This is a genomic window from Halovenus amylolytica (assembly GCA_004015825.1).
GTDB lineage: Archaea > Halobacteriota > Halobacteria > Halobacteriales > Haloarculaceae > Halovenus > Halovenus amylolytica.
In genome coordinates, this window is record SAYS01000017.1 from 31,214 (window position 1) to 53,350 (window position 22,137).

The 22,137-nt window shown below is 46.4% G+C and carries 12 protein-coding genes; 8 read left to right on the top strand and 4 right to left on the bottom strand.

The window, feature by feature from the left end; translation table 11 throughout:
* Positions 1-104 precede the first annotated feature (104 nt).
* The gene (locus EOW68_RS13570; protein ID WP_128225706.1) at positions 105-521 is read right to left on the bottom strand and encodes a hypothetical protein; all 417 of its coding nucleotides are present in this window, start codon (positions 519-521) and stop codon (positions 105-107) included.
* Positions 522-984: 463 nt separating this feature from the next.
* On the opposite strand from EOW68_RS13570, the gene EOW68_RS13575 reads away from it, so the two are divergent.
* The 4 genes from EOW68_RS13575 to EOW68_RS13590 all read left to right on the top strand — a co-directional run bounded on the left by EOW68_RS13575 (position 985) and on the right by EOW68_RS13590 (position 11,420).
* Positions 985-4,296: an ATP-binding protein gene (locus EOW68_RS13575; protein WP_128225707.1), complete on the top strand. Its 3,312-nt coding sequence runs from the start codon at positions 985-987 to the stop codon at positions 4,294-4,296.
* Positions 4,297-4,331: 35 nt separating this feature from the next.
* Positions 4,332-4,925, top strand: a complete 594-nt coding sequence (locus EOW68_RS13580) for a DUF7680 family protein (protein WP_431358941.1) — start codon at positions 4,332-4,334, stop codon at positions 4,923-4,925.
* A 4-nt stretch (positions 4,926-4,929) separates the two neighbouring features.
* Complete coding sequence (locus EOW68_RS13585) at positions 4,930-7,782, top strand: DUF1156 domain-containing protein (RefSeq protein ID WP_128225709.1); 2,853 nt, start codon at positions 4,930-4,932, stop codon at positions 7,780-7,782.
* A 95-nt stretch (positions 7,783-7,877) separates the two neighbouring features.
* The gene (locus EOW68_RS13590) at positions 7,878-11,420 is read left to right on the top strand and encodes a DEAD/DEAH box helicase (RefSeq protein WP_431358932.1); all 3,543 of its coding nucleotides are present in this window, start codon (positions 7,878-7,880) and stop codon (positions 11,418-11,420) included.
* Positions 11,421-11,466: 46 nt separating this feature from the next.
* Here the strand turns inward: EOW68_RS13590 and EOW68_RS13595 are convergent, their stop codons facing one another.
* Positions 11,467-13,590, bottom strand: coding sequence for a GmrSD restriction endonuclease domain-containing protein (locus tag EOW68_RS13595; protein ID WP_128225711.1), 2,124 nt, complete (start codon positions 13,588-13,590; stop codon positions 11,467-11,469).
* A gap of 246 nt (positions 13,591-13,836) precedes the next feature.
* Positions 13,837-14,313, bottom strand: a complete 477-nt coding sequence (locus EOW68_RS13600; protein ID WP_431358933.1) for a hypothetical protein — start codon at positions 14,311-14,313, stop codon at positions 13,837-13,839.
* A gap of 487 nt (positions 14,314-14,800) precedes the next feature.
* Between EOW68_RS13600 and EOW68_RS13605 the strand changes: the two genes are divergently transcribed.
* The 3 genes from EOW68_RS13605 to EOW68_RS13615 all read left to right on the top strand — a co-directional run bounded on the left by EOW68_RS13605 (position 14,801) and on the right by EOW68_RS13615 (position 18,326).
* Positions 14,801-15,382, top strand: coding sequence for a hypothetical protein (locus EOW68_RS13605; protein ID WP_128225712.1), 582 nt, complete (start codon positions 14,801-14,803; stop codon positions 15,380-15,382).
* A 198-nt stretch (positions 15,383-15,580) separates the two neighbouring features.
* Entirely contained in the window at positions 15,581-16,990 is a 1,410-nt protein-coding gene (locus EOW68_RS13610; protein WP_128225713.1) for a DEAD/DEAH box helicase, read from the top strand.
* Positions 16,977-18,326, top strand: coding sequence for a DUF790 family protein (locus EOW68_RS13615; RefSeq protein ID WP_128225714.1), 1,350 nt, complete (start codon positions 16,977-16,979; stop codon positions 18,324-18,326). Before EOW68_RS13610 ends, EOW68_RS13615 begins: the two co-directional genes overlap by 14 nt.
* A 508-nt stretch (positions 18,327-18,834) precedes the next feature.
* Here EOW68_RS13615 and EOW68_RS13620 read toward each other — a convergent pair.
* Positions 18,835-19,167 (bottom strand): hypothetical protein, encoded by a 333-nt coding sequence (locus EOW68_RS13620; RefSeq protein ID WP_128225715.1) that lies wholly within the window; start codon positions 19,165-19,167, stop codon positions 18,835-18,837.
* 357 nt (positions 19,168-19,524) lie between these two features.
* Between EOW68_RS13620 and EOW68_RS13625 the strand changes: the two genes are divergently transcribed.
* Positions 19,525-21,381: a transglutaminase-like domain-containing protein gene (locus EOW68_RS13625; RefSeq protein WP_128225716.1), complete on the top strand. Its 1,857-nt coding sequence runs from the start codon at positions 19,525-19,527 to the stop codon at positions 21,379-21,381.
* The last annotated feature ends 756 nt before the right edge of the window (positions 21,382-22,137 follow it).

Below are 22,137 nucleotides of genomic sequence, written 5' to 3' on the forward strand. Positions count from 1 at the left end.
GCGTTAAGGAAAATCTGAAAACGTCAAAGATGGGCGTCTCAGATGTTGAGTTCTATTCGAAGTTCACATTTTTCATAAAATGTGAAATTGGAACCACGAGAAAACTAATCAAAAGTCCAGTCAATATAGTATATTCCATGGCTTGATTCCCCATCGATTTGTAACTCAATATATCCTATTTCTGTTAGTGGATATTCCCAACTTTCATTGGGGCAATGTACTGATTCGCTTCTAACATCACATTTCCAAAGTAAAGTCTCACCGGAAAAAACAAAAACGTATTCTGTCCAACTGTCTAGTGAATTATCTCTTTCCTCAATTTGAGCAAGTGACACCTCACATTTTTCAAGAATAGTGGTTGATTTGCCCTTTTCATTAATCAGAAGTTTTGTTACAGTCTCATTTGACTCAATAATCTCAATAAGTTTGTTTGCTTCCTCCACGTTTTTTATTTTCTGTTCGCAGTCTGTTTCTATCTCTGAAATATTAAATTCAGTCCCATCAGAACTACCATTAAACATATATGTATATTGTGTAAGAAATATTAAATAAACTTCCCTTCGATGATATAAATATAGTCACAGTAGAACTCTCGCATGACCAAAATATGTGATTACAATGTGAGATTGCGTTGTACTCACCAAAATCAAGCGATGAATCATCGCTTCCCTTTACACAGAACCGCAACAGTGTTTCGGTTAGTTCTATAATACACGTATTCTTGCCCGTGTTATTAGAAATCGTTATTTTGTGTTCATATCTTTTACAATATCTAAAATCCGAAAATCTTCAATAGCCTAATTCATGTCAGGTATCCAATGTACTGTGCTAAATTACGACCAATTTATTCATCTTAGCTCATATTACAAAATTATTATATTAGTTATCAAGTCTTGCTCCTACATTCTAGCAACACAATTGTCATTAAGTAAGAAAGAGACGGAAACACTTAATGACTCCACCTCATCGAATGGGATATCATCAATGTCTGCAAAAGTTCCCACACTGTTTGAGTCGTGTACTCCTCACGAAGATGTACTATCAGGAACACTTTCAGAAAACGAATTTGCTGCAAAGCTCTCAGATGTTGTATTCAAACCCGACGAATCTCCAGATATTTATGCAGACCCACAGACCTTCTTTTCTAAGACGTATGCAACAGACGGTCTTCAGACTCTTCTCACACTTCTTGCCAAACGCTATACTGGGCAGGTAACAGGAGAATTTAGTGGTGAAGACGGATTGCTTTCGCTTGATACGGTCTTTGGAGGAGGGAAAACACACTCACAGATAGCCGCGTACCACCTCTCACGAAATCCCGAAGCCATTGAAAACCTCGGGGAGTATATCACCGAGGATGAAGCACGTGAGGAATTTGAGGAAATAAAAGACGAACTCTCTGTTAGAACAGCTGTATTTGAGGGAGGATACGTTAGTGCTGCTGACGCGAAGTGCAACAAAGACGACGAGAATGCCCCGAACACACAGACAATGTGGGGAGAGCTTGCGTATCAGTTAGCTGGAGCTGATGGGTATGCAAAGTTCAGCGAATATGATGAGGACCGTATTACTCCCGGAGAAGCTGACATCGCGGAACTGTTCAAGACATTGGATGACCCCGGTCTTGTTCTCATTGATGAGGTCGCGCAGTACTTCGAACAGGCTTCTGGGGTCGGCGTTGAGGACTCAACATTAGCTGACCAAACTAATTCCTTCCTTTGGTCACTAATGCGTGCCAGCCAGAATACGGATGCAGTGACGGTTATCCTGTCCGTGTCATCAACTGCGTTCGAAGAACGAGCACAGGACGTACAAGAGCTCATCAATGACCTTGATAATATTTCTGAACGGACAGAACATTCTGTTACGCCCACCGATGACGACGAAGTCGCTGCTGTTCTTCAACACCGACTTTTCAAATCAGTCGATGAAGACGCAGCTGAAAACGTCGCAGACGAGTACCAGTCATACTATAGAGACCTCGAAGACGAGCTGCCCGACAGAGTAACCAAAGCAGAATTCAAAAAACAGCTCGAACGCACCTACCCGTTTCATCCAACACTTATCGACCTTCTCGGGAAGGAAATTGACACGCTTCCAAACTTCCAACGCACACGCGGGGCACTCAAGTTAGTTTCACGTGCAGTTCATCGAATCTGGAACGACGAAGAGAACAACGCCGGTCGTCACTACGTCAGGACATTCGATATGCACCCGTCAGACGACCACGTCTGGTCAACGTTGCTTGACCTCTTCGAACACATTGAGCAAGACCTCCGCACGGCTTCTAAGTCAGATATCTATACAAATGACGGAAAGGCCGCTTGCCAGTACGAAGATGAAAACTGGACACCAATGGGGCACCCACCGATTGCGACCCATCTCGGAACGAGTATTCTCTGGAAGAGTATCGTCTCGGGAGGAAACCGTGGCCGTGGAGTATCTCGTCGGAAGCTCTGGGAAATGATACTGGAGCCTAGTGTCGAACTGGACCACTACCGCGACGCGCTCAAGAATCTCAATGAGACCGGGTCGAACCCCGATACAGAGGCATTCTTCCTCTACGAGACTGAGAATGGACTCCTTCGATTCAAAGGTGAACCCAAGATTTCGAAACTCATCACCAACGAGGCAAAGCAAATTGAACCGGGAGTAGCTCGGAATCGATTAGAACAGACCATTCGAGGTGCGCTCGGCGGTGGGGTGTTCGAGACTATCTACGACCCACAGGCCCCCTATGAAGTACCAGACGAGTACGATACTGTTCGTCTCGCTGTGATGGGATTCAATCCTGTAACGGTGACCAGTGACCTTAATGACCCACCAGAGCTCCTGCAGACGCTGGCCAATAAGACAGGGTCGTCGCCCGGTTCTGAGAAGAAGCGAGTGTATCGGAACAACGTCGTATTCCTCGCAGCTGGGGAGCAGGAGACTCAAGGTGCACTTGACCACGCACGTCGTGTGAAGGCGATGGAACGTATCCTCAACGGGGAAGCGTGGGAAGCAGAACTCAACAGTGCCCAGCGTGACGACCTCGACGAACGGCTCCAGAAGGAGTCCGCGCTACTTGGTGAATCTGTCCGTCAAGCATACCGTCATCTGTACTATCCTAGCTCCGATGGTTTGTCCAACGAGACCATTGACTCCGTCAACGATAGTTCCGACCTCCACGACATCGTCTTCGAGAATCTGGAAAGTCTCGACAAACTCATCACGCAGGACGAGGGAGCACTTGGGACGACGTGGTTCCGAAATCGAATCTGGCAGTCAGACCCCGACTCCATGACAACACTGGACATCCGAAAGTTCGTTGCGAAGCGAACTGATATCCGCATTCTGCTCGACCCAACACCACTCCGCGCAACTATTCGCGCTGTCACGACGAGCGATATGTCAAAGTTCGTCTTCTGGGATGAAACTGCGGGAGAAGGATACTGTTCCGAGGGAATGACGGTGACCACACCGGAAGGAAAGAATACTCTCTCCGAGGCCAAACAAATGTCAACAGACCTTCCAATGTCAAGCGTCCTAATCAGTGAAGACCACATCGTCTACGGCAATACTGATATACTTCTCTCCGAGCACGACCTCGACTTTCCCGAAGAGAAAGAGGAAGGTGGCGAAAGTGGCGGCGAAGGAGACAACTCAGGAGGTAGCGGTGGAAGTCGCGGAAGTTCTGGTGGTAGTGGTGGAAGCGGTGGGAGTGGTGGCATCGAAACCTCAAAACGCTCCGAGCTTTCATTTAATGCCAGTACGGACTCACCGAGTGCTATCAAGGGCGCATTCTCCGACGCGAACTCAGCTATCGACCAGAAGAAGATGAGCCTGCGGGACAACTACGACGTGTCCAGCAGCGATATCGTAGTTGTTGTTGACTCCATCGAAATCGAGTTAGAAGGTGACCAAGTCTGGGAACGAACGTGGTTCATCTCGGACAAGCTCAAAGATTTAGATAACATCGGGGAAGCAACCTCTGTTGTGTTCGACTACATGGCACAGGGAACTGATACTCCTAACAGCATCTTCGAAGCTGGCTTCGAGGGGTCGGCAGCTGAATTCGCTAAAAACTTCGGGACAAACCGAATTCCAGAAAGCTTCATCAGTGCGGGTGGAGATTCCGAAGGCGAGGCAGTCCTGATAATCAATACAGAATCGTTGGCAGACAACACTCGTGAAAAAACTTTAGACGTGCTACAGGAGGCGCTCGAAAGCCTCGGAGGGATTAATAATATTGAACTTGTCGTTTCGGGTACCGTGAAGGAATCGTCGGAACAGAGTGAAGAGGTGAGCGCATGAGCGTCGAATCGGAATCCTTCGCCTATGGAAGTAGTATGCATGGTGGTCGGCCGACGTTCGCACTAACGCGTCGTCTGGGTGTCGACGCTGGTCTCACGCTGTACGAACTGGTGCCCGAAGACCTCGCTGACGGACGCCAGAAACGATTTCGAAAGGCGAATAGTAATCATAGACTCACGAGGGTGGCTGTCACGGACGCTGTCCCATACGTGCAAGAGGACCCGAACGGAGTTTTTGACTTTTCTGAAGTTGGAACTCCCTCTGGTCGCACGCCAAGTGATTGGCAGTGGCAAGATTGGTGTGCTCTGAAAATAGCGACCCTCTCAAATAGCCGTCAGCAAGCCGTCCAGAGATTGGTTCGTGATGTATTGGATGACAGTGGGATTAACGTTGATTTTGTAACTCGTGGAGAGGGCTCTGCCATACTTTCTGAGGGGGCAGGGATTCGACTGACTACTGCATTCTTAGCGATGAAGCGACTTCAAAAATACGAGAAATTAACTACTGTCGCAGACAGCATTACTCGAATGAGTATTGAGGAATGCTACTATTGGCACGCGAAATGCCGCTCTCCGACAAATCCGAACGGGGTAAAAGCACTAAGAACCCTACTCACAGCACATCTATAATCAAATGACTAAAGAAAAAGACAATCCCGCGCAAGAGAACTCGTATCGCAAGCTCAAGATAGAAGAGACTCTACCTACCAAGACCGTCGGAATTGAGAGCATAAAAGAGGGGAATCCAGAATCGATGTCTCCTCATCGGCGTATCTTCAAATGGTTTGCGCGTAGACCTACTGCAGCGACTCGCTTAGCGATTTTAGCTTCAATACTCCCACGTGAAACATCGAATGAAGAGTTACTCCAATTGATGGGGATTGGACCTCGCGAGAATATATCCGAAAATATTGACGATTACGTAGTTGAGAAATTCTCTACAAAAGATGAGAGGTCTGGTTCAGTTGAAGACCACTTCGGGTACGATTATCCTCACAAGACAGTGCCTAGTAAGAAGAAATCTGAGTCACTGCATGAAACTCTTCGCGAACATTGGGATGGAAAGCTACCCACAGTCTTAGACCCGACTGCTGGAGGAGGTACTATTCCGCTTGAATCGCTCCGTTATGGGCTTCCTACAATCTCGAATGAACTTAATCCAGTTGCTTGGTTGTTAAACAAGGTGATTTTGGAGTACGCCCCTGAACAGGGCTCTTTGGAGTCTGAAATCAGAAGCTGGATGTGCAAGATTGAGGACATTGTTCAATCCGATTTAGAGAGCTACTTCCCCAAGCGAAATGGAGTGCCACCAAATCAATACTTCAGAGCATACAGCCTTGATTGCCCATCTTGTGGTAAACGGGTAGCAGTCTCCAACAGGTGGTGGTTCAATCAAAAGAAAGGGATTGCCTGCCGCCCGAATTTTGAGGACGGAGAACTCCAATTCAAAATAGTTAGTATCCCTGACGACGTTTCGAAGTCGGAGTTTGACCCCAGCGAGGGGACAGTTAGTGGGGGTGACATAGAGTGCCCCCACTGTAGTGTAGTTACGGAGCGTGATGATGTTGTTAAACTCTTCCAGAATGGAGAGGTTGACTTCGAAGTTTGTGGAGTCCGGTTCTCCGAAAAAATAAATGGGAGTCAATATCATTCGCCCACTCATGAAGACCGTGAAGCTGTTCAAAGAGCTGAAGAAAAAATTGAATCCGAAATAAGTTTGGCGACGCTACTAACTACAGACAGATATGAAGGTTATTATGACCGCTCTGTGCCGTACGGCATAACTCAATGGAGGGATTTGTACAGTCCTCGTCAACTGTTGTCGTTTGCTACTTATCAGCAGGCATTTGAAGAAGTCAAGCCCGAGATTCAGTCAGAGTATGAACAACAGAGAGCAGAGGCAATTTTGACACTGCTCTCATTTATACCTATAAAACTCATAGAACGGAACTCACGTCTTCAGCCAATTGATATCCGACGTGGTTCTCCAAGTAGTATGTTGGGTAATAATGGATTTTTCTTCGTTTGGCACTTTAGTGAGAGTAATTTAATGGCAGGGTCATACAGTTATGCTTCTGAAGCAAATAATGTTATTGACAACTATGAGAAAATAGTTGATTATGTATCACATGTCGAACAAGAAGAAGTGAGTGTCCGGAATGGCGATGCGGCTGACCTCCCGTATGACGATTCGTCTATTGAATCGGTTGTTATGGACCCACCCTACGGTGACAATTTAATGTATGCTGAGACCTCGGACGCGTTCTATGTGTGGTTTAGAGAGTATCTCGGCGATATTTTCACAAATGAGTTCAGCTCGCCTGAAACTAATAAACAAGACGAGGCTGTCGAAAACCCAATTATTGTATCTGCTTCAGAAGATGAGTCAAAATCTGAGGCAGCACGTCAGCGGTATGAAAATAAGATGGGAGACATATTTGGGGAGACATACCGCGTCTTAGAACCGGGCGGAGTGCTGACTGTATACTTCACAGACAAAGAGACTGCAGCATGGGACTCGCTCACGATGTCACTAATTAATTCAGGGTTCACGGTGACCTCAACACACACCATTACAAGCGAGATGCCCCAGAGAGTAGGGATGCAAGAGAGGTCTTCAGCGGATAGCACTCTACTCTTAACATGTCGGAAACCATTACAACGAGACACTCCAAAAAATAAATCCACAACATTGTGGAGCGATATTCGCTCAAAAACTCAAAAAGTCGCTCGTGAGAAAGCAAATGAATTACTCGATTCGAACCTAAACCTTACAAAAACAGACACAATTATTGGGGCATTCGGACCGACTTTGAGAGTATTCACTGAAGAGTATCCTGTAGTGGATATGCATGAGAATCCTGTTCGTCCTAAGAAGGCATTAGAAGAGGCCCGTACTGCAGTTGTTGAAGAACTTGTTAAGAGAGTGCTGGAAGGAAGTTTAGATGATGTTGACGGGCTATCTACATGGTATATTCTAGCATGGCTGGTTTATGAGCGTGATGCAATACCTTACGACGATGCCCGCCAACTGGGACTAGGGGTCGGAGTGAATATTGACGAAGCAAAAACTGATACCAAAATCTGGGGAAAGAGTGGTGACCAACTTGTTCTGAAAGGACATGACTATAGAGTCCGTGACTACACAGCTCTTGAATCTGGTGAGAAGCGTAGAAAAAGAGCTTATCCTGTTAATCCTCAGGACCAGTCGTTCAGTCACGCAATTGATGCAGTTCATGCAGCGATGAATGTGATAGACACAAAGGGTTCAGACTTCACATGGAATTGGTTGAACGAACGAGACCTTCAGAATCGCACCGCATTCAAAGAATGTATTAAGAGTCTTCTTCAAGTTCTTCCCGAAAGTCACAACGACTACCAGCTTTTACTCAATTTAGTCTCTGGTGAAACAGGAGAACTCCTTGACATTTCACTTCCAACTGTTGGCGAGGAAAATGAATCTCGTCCAACTCTTCAGGACTTCTGATTAGTTTGATGCCTCTACAAGAAGTCGATTGGAATCGCGTATATGAGAGCAATTTCAGAGGTACCCAGTCACTTATTAGCACATTCTATCGTCCAATGCTTTCAAGAGCGGTTCAGTATGACCGTCTCGCTGGTTACCTAAGCCTCCAGAACCTCGCCGACGCCCTCCAAGGAATCGAAACCGCATTCGAGTCCAACGGCGAAATCCGTATTATCGCATCGAAACGACTTAGCCAAGAGAACAAGCCAGTCCTGACTGACGATGCACCTCTCTCTGAGGAAGGAGAGTCACGACTTGCTCTCATCGCACAAATGCTGGATGAAGGTCGTCTCCAATTGAAAATTGGTGAGCCCCGAAACAACTCTGACTCGGGTATCTTCCATCCCAAGCTCGGTATCGCAACAGACTCCGATGGAAACCGAATTTCGTTCGAGGGGAGCATCAACGAGACGTACAACGCGTGGTATCGCAACTACGAGCGATTCAAAGTTCACCGCTCGTGGGACGAGGTTGAGAACGAATACATTGAGGAGGACGTGAAGACATTCGAGCGTCTCTGGAACGAAGAGCACGAGGATGTTGAGGTCACGAGTATCGATGAAGCCATAGAGAGAGATATCCTTGACTGGCAGCCTGAATCCGACGAGGAGGTTGAGAAACACGTCGAGCGGCTAAAGAAATCTAGTGAACCGCCCGCTTCGGAGGCTACAGTTAGTCGTATTGCGGACGAACGCGGTCTCTTACCCGGTGCAGTACATCTCGCTGAGGACATCAGCCCGATTGACCCGTGGCCTCACCAGCGCGTCATTGCTGACACGGCCACAAGTATCTACCCCGAGAGCCTCCTCTTCTGCGACGAGGTCGGGCTCGGGAAGACCATCGAAGCTGGCCTCACCATTTCACGGTTGCTCACTATCGGCGAAGTCAGTGATGCCCTGCTGCTCGTTCCAGCGACCGTCCAGCCACAGTGGCAAGAGGAGCTGCTGGAGAAGTTCAACATCAACGCGTACTCCTACGAGTATAGCGGCGCACAGCGCGTTCTACGCGACGCCTACGGTGTCGAACACTCGCTTTCGGACTACGAGGTTCTCGATAGGTGGGAAGATTCGCATATCGGTGAGTTCGTCTCCGACCGCGACGAACCCACGGTCGTCCTCGCCTCGTGGCATACGGCACGACGGACAGGAAACATGGGGATGTTCTCCCCGACAGTCCATTGGGAGGAGACTAGTAAGGGCGACCCACCTGAGGGACACTTCGACTGGGACTTGACACTCGTCGACGAGGCCCACCACGGTCGTGATGGAACGAACCTCTACAAACTGCTCACCGAACTACAACACGACACCGACTGCACGTACGTCCTCACCGCGACGCCGATGCAGCTAAAAATCACTGAGCTGTTCGACCTTCTTCGGGTATGTGACCTTCCCGAGGACTGGAACGACCGCGAATCCTTCGAGACGTACTTCGAGATGCAGCAAGACCTTGCTGAAACCCTCGATGAAATCGATGCCGCTGGGTCGAGGACGGTCGAAGAAATCCTGCCCGACCTCGCGTCGAAATGGAACTTCGAGCCGTACGAAGGAATTACCCATCTTCGGACGTGGGCAGGAATGATTCAGTCATTTGTACAGGCACACGATGATGTTGCCGAGTGGGTTGGAGACGAAATCGATGAAAGTGATTTTTCACTAAGCGAGCGTCGTCGTCTTGACCGAGTGCTCGGCACTGGAAGACTTGGTCCCAGAGACTGGAAAAATAAGTTCTCGAATCTTTCTGTAGATAGCCTTCGGTTCCTACTCGACCTTGGCGAGGAGACAACACCGGTCAAATCTCGTGTATTCCGAAATACCCGTGAAACTCTCCGTATGTGCCAGAGAGCCAATCTGCTCGATAAAAATATCCCACGGCGAGATATTGAAACACGGTCAGTTGAGCTCGGAGACGCTGAACCGCTCTATGACCGTGTCGAGACATACATCACTGACGTGTATGACCAGTCAAAGAAACTGCTAGAGGGCAAGGAAAAAACGGCTATTGGCTTTGTGATGACGACATATCGACAACGGCTCACATCAAGCCTCCATGCGGTCGAGCAGTCTCTCCAGCGCCGTCGAGAAAATCTCCGTTCAGACCTGCGAGATGTATCAGAGGTCTCGGATAGTGACCTCCGGACAGGTGCGATTGCCGACCGCGAAGAGGTATTGCAGCGCGAGTATGGGATGACCGTTGATGAAATTGGTGCAACTGGGTCTGCCGGGGAACGTGTTCGTAAGTTCGAGTTGAATGAACTAGAGAACTTCATCGCACAGCTCTACGACGTTCCCGAAGACCCGAAATTAGAGCAGCTGATGCAAGACCTGAGTGAACTCAGTTCACTGGGTCGAGACACGGTAATCATCTTCACACAGTACACAGACACGATGGACGCTATCAAGCAGAAAATCTGTCTCAGTCACCACAACGTAGGTACTTACTCCGGTGGCGGTGGGGAAATATACGATTCAGACCGCGAGGAATGGAGTGGTGTGAGCAAAGAGCGTGTGAAGCGCGAATTCACTGACCCTGATGGCGACCTTTCGATTCTCGTTTGTACCGATTCAGCAAGTGAAGGACTGAATCTCCAGACCTGTGATGCTATGATAAACTACGATATGCCGTGGAATCCGCAGGTCGTGGAACAGCGAATCGGTCGTATTGACCGCATTGGTCAGAAGAACGAGACAGTGCTTGTTTGGAATTATATTTATGATGAAACGGTTGAAGAGGACATCTACGACCGTCTTGATGAACGTATTAATCTCTTCGAGCAAGCGGTTGGGCCTCTCCGTCCAATTCTGGACGGATTGGAAGGGGAAGTCCAAAGCGTTGCTATGGGAGAATCCACAAAATCTGGAGAAGATATTGCTGCTGACGCTGAGAACCAATCGAAAGAAGTCCAAGAGAAATCGAAGCAGGTTGGACTCGCTCAAGAACTTGATGAGGTTCGTCCGGAGGAAATTATCGAAGAAGCAAAACTCTACGGCTGGACTGGCACTCATCCAGATATTGGTAGTATTGGATATACGGACCGACCATTCGAACCCCTCATCGACCCCGATGTTGTCAAGCGACTCTTTACCCAGAGTCAGGTTCTTCGCAACAAAGGATGGACATTCGAAATGCTCGACCGGCAATTAACGGAAGATGAAGATGCACCTTATCAGAAGCTCTATCGGCTAAGTATTCCAGAGGATGCGAACCCACCAGTTACCAGCGACCCACCAGCAGATACTGTTCAGGCGATGTTCGCTGAACCGGGCGAAGTTCTAGTCTCCTTTGACCCAGACGTATTGGATTGGTACCCTTCAGTAGTGATACCACTCCCCCATCAGGAACTATTCGATTATCTTCTACAGGAGCTTATTACAGAATTTGACGGTGTCACTGACGATGACATTATTCGAGTCGCCGGGAAATTCAGTGAAAGTGCTCCAGAGGTTTCTATGGATGAACCCGTAACGGGCGAAGAAATAGTTGCTACATACGCCACAACTGCTGCCCGTCGTCTCACATTAGATGTTCCAGTGCCGAAAAAAACGGAAGCAGAGCGTGAAATCCGGGAATGGCTGGCTAAGTACAGCGAATTGTCGTAGATTCTCTGGTTCTTAGTTGCAAGGCCACGTCGAATATCCGAATAAATTACGCGATTGGACTCTGGCTCCAGTTCTCGTCGATATATTCATTTGCTTCTTGGATAGTCAACGGCTGAGCCGAAGTGCCTGTACGGACGTAGAACTGTTCGCTGTCATCTTCCTCAAAGAAAACAGGTTTTGGACTATTATCAACCCAAATCACACACACTTCTTTTCCATCAACCTCCTCGAATTTAGTATGGGTATACGCAGTAGCCATCATTTGCCCCAATCGGTCTGCAACTTCCTGCTGTAGTTGTAGGCCGAATGAATCTTTTCCTTTCTTCATCAGATTATAGTCTCGTTCAAGACCTTTGACTTCCTTTGTATCGTCTTCAACTCCAATTACAATAGCTCCGCCCTCAGAGTTCGCCAGTGCTGCAATTTCCTTGGCTACTTCTTTCTTTAGCTCTTTATTTGCTTGCTCTCGATACACATCATACAGGAAGGTCTGTTTGAATTCTATTCGGGTATTTTCGCCTTTCTCGATAAGTTCCTCGGCGGATTCTTGCTCTCCTCCCCCTCCTCCCGTATCGCCCACTACTAAATCATCCATGTAATCGTTGATAGCTTCGGCCAAGAGTTCCCGTCGTTTTGCTAGGAAATCTTCATAGTTTTCCAGTTTCCAGAGCTCAGGATTGTCTGGAATGAATTGTGATTCCAACGCTTTTGGATGTGCTTCGACAATCTCTGGGAGATATTCTTCAGGGAGGTCGTCACCTAACTGTCTGTTCGTGGTTGGGGTTAAGAATGCCCGATTAGCAATTTCGTTAACCAGTTTTCGGTGCGTTGAGTTCCCCGAGTCGTATTCTTCGTAGAGTTTGCTCTTTGGGAAAATGTGATGAGATTCCAACTGATAGCTGCCTTTGAGTGGTTCGCCTGTTTTCCAGTCTACTGGGTCGTTTGCCCGGACAACTGTGCGGACCATATTGTAGAATCGACGAGTCCGTTTCCCTCGACCCTGCAGGTCAGACGCCTGAACTTCAATCCGACCTCTTTCATCACGTATTTCTTGTATCAGATGGTCAGTTGGGGAGTCGTTTGTCAAGAGCGACAGGTCATGTTCAACTGTCGTATCGGATGAGCCGCTATATCGGGACCACATCATTGCTGCATAGAGCCAGCGCAGAAACTGCGTCTTTTCTTCGTGGCTAAGTTGCTTATCTTGTTTATCTAAATAGACAATAAATGGAATCAGAACGTCTCGGGTGTTGATATAGTCTGAGTTCGGGATGTGCCCATGGTTCTGGAGAACGTTGACAACGTAATCAAAAATACCCCCATCCTTTGCCAATCGGTCCCACTTCGATTTGAGGTCTGCTTCAGGTACATCATACACCTGCTCGTACGTCATGGTATCAGTCAGTGTCGCTATCATGCATTTTACATAGAAGTTGAGATTGAAGTCAAATCCCTGCTCGGCTAGTGAAGCCTGCTTGGCTTTCATATTCCGTCGGATATGAGCCCATTCTGCGCTCATGTGGGCCAACGCGAGTTCAGCATCACTAAGATGAGTTCCCTGTGAATTGATTTTATCGAAGAGGTCGATAGCCTGATGAATGTCTGCTGATTTTGGGAGAGTTTCGACGGGAATACTTCGGGTAGTTACACTCTGGAGTTGATTGAGCTGTTGGTTATACTTTTTTGAAAGGTCTAATACTTGTTCTGGCTTATCTCCGATTTTCTCTTGGGCAATCGAGATTCCGTCTATTTCTCCGTTGAAACAGTCTGTTACCTTAACCCACTCAACACCATCACGAGTCATTTTATTTTCAAAATGGAAATTACCAGTGTCAACGTTGAAGAAGAGATTACGAGGGTCATTGGCAATATCGTTTTCAGTATAGTACGGTGGTATCTCGTCTTTGACAAGCATATACAGGACAGTCAATCGCTGTTGTCCATCAAGGAGAACTTCAAACAGAGCATGTTTCTCCTCCTCAATTGCGTCATTTTTAATTTCTGGTGGATTCTCGGTTTCCCACGTGAGGAGACCTCCAATCGGATACTGTCTGAAAAGTGAATTCATCAGTTCTTTCGCCTGAGAATTCTTCCAGACAAATTCACGTTGAAATTCTGGCAAAACGATAGCGTTCGATTCAACGCGGTCAATGAGCTTACTGATTTCCATACTGTGTAGCGTATGTGGAGAGTAAAATAACCAGTGGAGGTATTCCAGATACAAATACCATCCTGAATGTATTCTTTATGAGCGTGATTTAATTGCAGCAATGAAGGGGTATCCCAAGAGTGGGTGTCGTTCGGTCGGCACACATGGTTCAAAACGTTTAGTACATGGTTTGTTGTGAAACGGTCTCAACACGGTCTCACACGGGGGTTGATACAAAAATAAAAATCAATACTCTCGGCTAGTGATTTAGACTGGTCCGACGACTGGTCTTTGTCTCGCACACTCTAGATTTTCCAAAAAGTGTTCTGACAATTCCTCAACATCGGACTTACAGTGAGGACAGATTCCAGCAAATTTTTCGCGTAAAATGGATAGCCCTGTATCCAGCTCACGCGGTTCCGCACCTCTTATATTTTCTGACATATACATTGTCGTTCCTGACCCGCCTTGTGGATGTCCCGGTCCTTCAAATGTTGCGAGGACTGTGAAGGGCAAATGAAGTGGGTCACCAGTACCAACATCAATTGATACTAATTCGGCAGATGTTATATCAACGTATTGCTCAACTAAACCAACACTTCCAGTGTGAATGAAAATGTATAAACTTTCTACATCGGAGAGAATTGGTTGGTATGAAATATAGATTTCTACAATCTCGTCAAATTCAGTTTTAATTACTTCTACTAACTTTTCTAGTTCAATTTTGTCGGTTTCAGTTATCATCTTGCAAAATTAACTACGTATTCATAGTTATATAAACCTATCGCATATTAGTAAAGAAATGTTGGACAAAACAAACAAATAAACACATTTAGATTGGAAATTTACGGTAGTAGATACAATCTTTGAGATAGAAATAAAACATCTATAGATTCATCGTGTGAGCAGTGAAATTAGTATGGTGAATAAGACTGAAATTTGAAACAGATTTATATGTATGAGTATTGCCAATATTGGTCGGTTGATTAATGTCTGTGCGTACATACTTATCTAAACATACGTGTGAATACAAATGCACACGCTCATTTAAACTAGCATTTACGCGTTTAAATGAGTATGTAAATATCTATGTACGTACTTGCTTAAACGGGGAAATAAGAATTCAAGATACGTACTCATATATTTCATTAACTAATTTTAATGCCAATCTTTTTTTAAACATGGATATGATATATTATATGTGGGAGTCTCAAGGCGAAAATTAATTTTGGTGACAGGAACAACGGCCATGTTGGCTCTCGCTGGTTGTTCTGACTCGGATGACAATAGTAGGGAACCAGATTCAACGACAAATGATGATGTTGCCGATGATGATAGTACAGATGATGACAGTGAAACACTGAGTGATGAAGAGCAACAAGCGATAGATGTTGTTAGACAGCATTATGAAGCCTCACAGAGCGTAGAAGAGTTTAGTGACTTGGAAGAAGAGTATATTCCAGCCATCAATGAAATTCTATACAGTAATTCACCACTGCAAGGATTCTATCAATCTTTCACGGTCGGAGATGTTAGCTCTGTACGTTTTACGGTCCATGATGATATTGAGATGAGTATTACAGGAACGGACTTGACGGAAGAAGAAATTAGAGATGAATTTGCTTTTGCTGATTCACTTTCTGAAGTTTCGATTGTGGATGTTGCTAATGAAAACTATAAAATAAAGACGATTCTGAGTAATGAGGCAACGGTATATACGCGAGATAATCCCCCAGAAGAAGTCTCAGATGCAAAAAGTTCGCAAAAACGTCTTGTGACAATGGAGGATGGTGAGTGGGTTCTTGTAATGTAATGATAGAAATATCAAATTTATTTTAATTTTGACCACTATCAGTTCCGTTTTTGGGTTGGCGGCCATACGGTTGAGATTGAGCGACGACTGATGAAAGGTAAACTTTGCTCACTCGCTGAGGACCTTTCAATATAGCTATCTTGTTGGACTATCTGCCCCAGCAAGGACAAGTATCTCCCACACCGTAGGTGAAATTGAATGCGTATCGCCTTCGATGATGGCACTCTCCTGCTCAACGATGTCTCCGATTCTGTCCCGTACGCAGAGTGGGATGAACGGGTTGACGAGTATCGAGCACGGGCACAGCATTACCGTGATATTCGAGAGTGGGCAAAAGGGACTGATGGACAAGCTACCCTCCACGAATCCACAGCAACTGTCACAGAATTTGAGGACGATGCCCGTGCTTACTCGGACTTCCACCTCACGCCGTCTGTCGCTATCGAACCACGTGACTACCAACAAGAGGCCCTCTCAGCGTGGCGGGCCAACGACCGCCGTGGGAGCGTTATCTTCCCAACAGGTAGCGGGAAGACCTTCCTCGCCGTCCAAGCCATTGCTGACGCAGGTGTGAGCTCGCTTATTGTCGTTCCGACTATCGACTTGATGAATCAGTGGCACGCCACCCTCACCAACGCTTTCAGTGACCAACTTCCTGATGGTATTGGTGTCCTCGGTGGAGGAAATCACGACGTGACCGATATTACCGTGACAACGTACGATAGTGCCTACCGCTATATTAACGAGTATGGCGACCAGTTCGGCCTTCTTGTTGTAGACGAGGTACATCACTTGCCAGCCCCAACCTACCAGCAAATCCCCGAGATGACGATTGCTCCATATCGACTTGGGCTGACTGCAACGTATGAGCGTGCTGATAGCGAGCACGAAGTGCTTGAAGACCTTCTCGGAACGGTCGTCTATCGAGAGGAGGTTGACAAACTGGCTGGCGAATACCTCAGTGAGTACGAGACAATTCATCTGCAGGTTGACCTCACAGCCGAGGAGCGAGAGCGATACAATGAAGAGTACCAGATTTACCGTGACTACGTGGACAGTCACGAGTTTGACCTCTGGAAAGAGCGTGGGTATCAGGAGTTTCTGAAACGAACCTCCTACGACCCGCAGGGGCGACGAGCCCTCATTGCCAAGCAACGAGCAGAGAAGATTGCTCGTACAGCTGAGAAGAAATTGGATACCCTTGACAATCTCCTAAAGCGACACTACGACGACCGTACCATCATCTTCACCGCGAACAACGAGTTCGCGTACGATATTTCTCGGGAGTTCGTTATTCCGTGTATCACCCATCAGACAGAGACCGACGAGCGAACGGAAATACTGGAGCAGTTCCGGACAGGAGAATATTCGATGCTTGCTACATCACAAGTGCTAGACGAAGGAATAGACGTTCCCTCTGCGAATGTCGGTATCATTCTATCGGGAAGTGCGTCGAAACGCCAGTATGCACAGCGGTTGGGACGCATTCTCCGACCGACTGATGAGCGTCAACCAGCCCGACTCTATGAGATTATCAGTGAAGATACGATGGAAACATATGTCTCTGAACGGCGACGGCAGGGGGTGGATACGAGTGCTGACAGCTAAACTCGCACGCTCACGTACGTCCGAAGATACCATCACCCCGTTGTTCATCGAAACAGACGAACAAAGGTATCGAGAGACCGCTGAGCAACTCATTCAGATTTTCGAGGGTCATCTTGGTGAACCGAAGGGTGAACTGGAGGACACCATTGACCAGCTCACTATCGCAGATACAGACTACAAAATCGTGCAGGGGCTGGCGAAGCTCCTCAAAGATGAGTGTGAGTTCGAGACAATTGCACCAGTCGAGCCACGAGAGATTCGGGAAGAACTGTTCAAGAAGGCCAACGAGTCCTATCCGATAGTTCGGCAACCGATGCTCGGCGAAGACACGCGCAAGTTGGAGGTCTATAGTGCGGTTGCCGACCGATTGGACATCACACTCGAAGAGTGCTATCGAGGGATGTACGCTGACTTGGAAGAGAACAAGCGGCTCGTACGATTTGGACACCGTGTTTCTGAGGAGTACGAGGACACAGACGAGACGACAACAACGACCCGACTCACGGGCGATAGCGAGGAATCCTACGCGGAGGATACCGTCACGGTCGAGTGGCTTCTCACTCGATACAATCTCGCCTTGGCACAGGCTGTCCTGTACGATGCAACAGAGATGCAGGTACGGGTCTGGGACTCGTTTGCGACCGTATTTAGCTACGTGAAGCTCTTCGGATTGATGCACCGCATCTATCCAATCGACAGCAGTGGGAATCGAGTCCCAAGCACAGATGTGGCTGACGGATACGAAGCCATACTGGACGGGGCAGCGTCGCTGTTCTCGAAGTCACGGAAGTACGGGATACGGATGGCGAACTTTTTGCCTGCATTGCCATTGTGTGACCGCTGGGAGATGGAAGCCGACATTCTTGACGACGAGAGTGGCTCAACCAGTCAGACACTCTCCTTCAAGCTTGACCACTCCGATGGACTGTCCTCGCACTACACAGCGCAGGGGGACTTCGATTCTGACGTTGAGCGGACGCTTGCTCAGAAGTGGGAGCGGGCGAATACAGACTGGAATCTCATTCGAGAAGATGACGTGCTGGACTTGGGAGCAGAGATAATGCTACCCGATTTCGCTCTCGAACATCCCGACGGTCGTCGGGCACTGTTCGAGATTGTCGGCTTCTGGACGCCAGAGTATCTTGACGAGAAGTTGGGAAAGATACAGGATGTGGACCGTGACAACCTCATCCTTGCGGTCTCCGAGCGTCTGGATTGCTCGTCGGAAGACTTCGAGGGGTTAGATGGCCGTGTGCTGTGGTTCAAAACAGGGATGCATGTGTACGATGTCGTAGAATTGGCTGAAGAATACGCTATCGAGGTCTCGCCAAGTTAGTAATCCCCGGCCCTATATATAAGATTGATTATAATTACCTTCGTGAGAATAATTGGCGGCCACTCTGGTAAGCGGTCGGGTTATAATTCTAAGATTTCGGAACCGGTGGTGTCCGAACTAAATTGAGATTTTAATACGCACTGGGTCGGTCAAAGTGCAGAGTCTCTCAAAATCAGCCATCCGGAATTGTGCACGGACAAGAACATCCAAACATTCACTTACAGGTTTATTTATATATTTAAATACGCATTTGCATGTGCACGTACATGCTCGTTTAAACAGGTCAAAACAGATGCAAAGCCCTTTTCCGGTGTTCTCAATTACGACTTCAGACCAGAATACCAATGGACACGTACTTGTCCGTTATCAACGTGTATCTTGTATTCCTCTAGTCCTTCTATCAATGTATGACCTCCACGACCGTAGATATCGCTACTGATATGTTCATCCTGAATATCCGTCGTAGGTTCTAAATCGTACGGTCGATATACTGATATCGTAGATTTGCTCACTCTAAATTACTCGGTTGGACCTGAACCGTATTTTCTCCGTGCGTCGGAAGTACATCAACCAATTCTGATGAAGCAGCTTTTCCAGAAACAATTTCAGAGGCCGTCCTGCTCGCAAAGACCAAACAAACGCTACTCTCAAACCCTGTAATGCCACTTATAGTGTAGTATGGCGTATTCATTTCATCTGTAGCCACATCGTATGCGCTGATGTCCATATCCAAACCTTTCAGAAATTCGAAAACACTCCGTTCGAGCGTGTGTGGACTGAAATTGGAATCGACACGGAATTCCTCTTCAACGGTACTTTTATTTACAAATTCGACCGTCATTCAGAATCACCCGGTACGTACATGTAATCGCCATTACGGTCCATCATCCACTGTCCTGTACCGTGTTCTACCATGCGGTCAAACTCTGCAAACTCTTCTTCTGTCATGTTATCACACATGTATATGTCTCGTGTCATGTTATTTGTATGTAAATAATAATATGATAAATGTCTACCGGTATGTGAGTAAATGAAGGTCTCTCGTATAGCTGTCCTGCAGACAAGGCGAGTCTTGCGATTATTCGATTGAGAATAAAGACAAAATTCTACATCCACATTCGCTTTGTCACTATTATTCAACACATCTTCTTTTGTATTGAAATAAGTAATATGTGTGAGTATACTGTATATATGTAAGATGAAAAGGCGACATTTTGTGCTCTCGACCGTGGCAGTCAGTTCAACAATTACGGCTGGCTGTCTTGGAGAAGAGACAACACAGAACGAAGATAATGAGCCGGAAGATGAAGATGTAAACGGAAAATATGATATCGAGCAAAATCCGGAACGAGATTCAAATGAGAGCACCGAAGAGGAATCTGAAGATGCAGACGAAGACGAATATGATACGGACGAATTAGATTCAAATTATGCTTTGATGACAGAATCGATGGATATTATTGAAATCAGTCAATCGATGCTTCGCGTTGACTTTATTTCGTTTTTGAAATATATTGGTCCGACAACAGATGTTGGTCTCAAACCTGACGACGCCGAAGAAGTTAGCGATATCGTGATTAATGTATATGAATCAATTCGAGACGGTGAAGGATGGGAATATGAAGAACCCCCAGAGGCACGTATGCGAAATCAGGGTTACAGGAGATATAATGTTGAAACAGGAGAATGGGAGATGGATGAATCGCGTGGAGTGTCTGGAGGTGTGTGTTCCCGCCCGAAGATTCAATTTGATAGTGGACAAAAACGTGTTGCATCAAAAACACTACCCCCCATGGAGGAAAGAGATAGAGAAAATCGTGTTCTAAATGGTGAAGAACAAACAGGAAGCGTCGCAGAGGTGTTAGAGTTTAACCTTGAGAATCGGCCACCAAAGATGGAACCATTTGCGTATCTCTTTGAAGTCAAAATTCCGGGTGACGAAGCTCTTCCACGAACGGATGACCAATACATCACAAGTACACAACAAATCCTGTATGACGGGGAGAGGTTTATTTATCCTGACTGGACAGAAGAACGTCCCCATGATATAATCATGGGCGTTGATAAACCGAAGTTTGAAAAATATGACCCATCGACGGTCTACGCTACATCTGTGAATAACTTCAATAAAGAACAGTCTTCCGTCTATGGAACAGCGACGGTTGAACACAAACGCCTCAGTCGATACAGTCATTTGAACAAAGAAAAACATCGAGAAATTCTAGAGACTCGATTTGATATTGACGATGCCGAGAGTGGTGATGACTTCCGAGACCACAATGCTCATCCCTTTGATGCGCCCACGTATTTTGATGCGGATATTCTGAATCTGTGGGGTATCGAATATGAAGTGGCAAAAGAAGAATATATGAATTCAAAGAATGCTGTTGGGCGTGTAGTTGACTTATCTGGTGATTCTTCCGATAACGGAAGAGACCGTATCCAACGTATTTTGGATAAGCCAGATGTTCTTCATGCCCCGGCTGTTGAGCGTGTCGCACGAAAACTCAATACGGTTTGTGACCAGATTGGAGCGACTTCTGAAGCAGAACGTGTTCGAGTCGTGGCTGATTTCGTCCAGTATCTCAAGTATGATGCGGGTCAATTCAGTGAATCCGTTAGGACTGGAATTGACTTTTTGGATGCTGATGAATCGTATAATAACGGAACCAGTACGCCAACAGAAACGCTTGTCCATAATTATGGAGACTGTGGTGATTACAGCGTTTTGATGTATGCCCTTCTAACGAGTAATTCATTCGGATACGAGGCATTCATTCCTGTGTATACGATTGGTAGTTCACAGAACACAAATAGTCTGCACACCGGAGTTGCTGTTAACTACGATGAATTACATGTTGGTTCAGACTGGGAGTCAGCACACGAAAGCGGTGTAAATTACGACCCAATGGAAATCAATGAGGAATATGGGGGTGATTCGTATATTTATATCGAATCTACGGCTCCAAATCGTCTTGGGGAAGTCCCATATAATACGAATACAGCACGGATTTTCACACAGAGGATGGATGAACTAATGGCAGATTATGTGTAATCCTGTCTCTTTTTGAAGTAAATATTACAAATATAAATTTATATTCATATAGCCGTTCAAACGTCAAAATACATATGCAGAAATTCTCTTACAGAAGCTCTCAATTACAACCGAATTCTCTATTGGTTACATCTTAAAGTGTTATAGAACAGCTCACAAGGTTGGCAATTGCAGAACTACTGGAGATGAATCACCTGATTAGTACTATGCAAGCAAAACAGTATACTGGTTTCAAAAACCGGAAATCAGGAGTGCTGGCCTCAGACACTCCCGAAGGCCCCAACCTCCCGTCGAGGCCGCCAAGTATGATATATGTTGACACATAATATAAAAACCACTCGTATTTATCGAATCGAGGGAGTGGAAAACGGATATGTGAACCGTTGTATGACACCCTCGAATCATTGTTACAATCTATTTTAATTATAATATACACGAGAATAACGCTCCCCCACATGCTTTTTTGAGAGACAAACGACTGCTTGTTATCGGTCACGTTTTGAATCTGTATCAATATCGAGTATACCTATCACATAATTATTTGAGACCTGCTGAAGCAAGTCTGCTGAATCTATTCTGTGGAGATGTGGAGGTAAGTATTAAAATTTCTTGCCTAATACGGACGTGCTATGTCTCGGTGAGCATTTCATATAGTTCGTCACAATTGACTGTACTCACATCACGTTTTTTTGCCACTTCTTTTGCCTGTTTTGTGAACCGCCACGACCGAGCTATCGTAAACCGACAGGAAAAGCC

Excerpts from the sequence above, each read along its gene's own strand:
- EOW68_RS13570 (WP_128225706.1), bottom strand. The coding sequence starts at position 521 with ATGTTTAATGGTAGTTCTGATGGGACTGAATTTAATATTTCAGAGATA.
- EOW68_RS13575 (WP_128225707.1), top strand. The coding sequence starts at position 985 with ATGTCTGCAAAAGTTCCCACACTGTTTGAGTCGTGTACTCCTCACGAA.
- EOW68_RS13580 (WP_431358941.1), top strand. The coding sequence starts at position 4,332 with ATGCATGGTGGTCGGCCGACGTTCGCACTAACGCGTCGTCTGGGTGTC.
- EOW68_RS13585 (WP_128225709.1), top strand. The coding sequence starts at position 4,930 with ATGACTAAAGAAAAAGACAATCCCGCGCAAGAGAACTCGTATCGCAAG.
- EOW68_RS13590 (WP_431358932.1), top strand. The coding sequence starts at position 7,878 with ATGCTTTCAAGAGCGGTTCAGTATGACCGTCTCGCTGGTTACCTAAGC.
- EOW68_RS13595 (WP_128225711.1), bottom strand. The coding sequence starts at position 13,590 with ATGGAAATCAGTAAGCTCATTGACCGCGTTGAATCGAACGCTATCGTT.
- EOW68_RS13600 (WP_431358933.1), bottom strand. The coding sequence starts at position 14,313 with ATGATAACTGAAACCGACAAAATTGAACTAGAAAAGTTAGTAGAAGTA.
- EOW68_RS13610 (WP_128225713.1), top strand. The coding sequence starts at position 15,581 with ATGCGTATCGCCTTCGATGATGGCACTCTCCTGCTCAACGATGTCTCC.
- EOW68_RS13620 (WP_128225715.1), bottom strand. The coding sequence starts at position 19,167 with ATGACGGTCGAATTTGTAAATAAAAGTACCGTTGAAGAGGAATTCCGT.
- EOW68_RS13625 (WP_128225716.1), top strand. The coding sequence starts at position 19,525 with ATGAAAAGGCGACATTTTGTGCTCTCGACCGTGGCAGTCAGTTCAACA.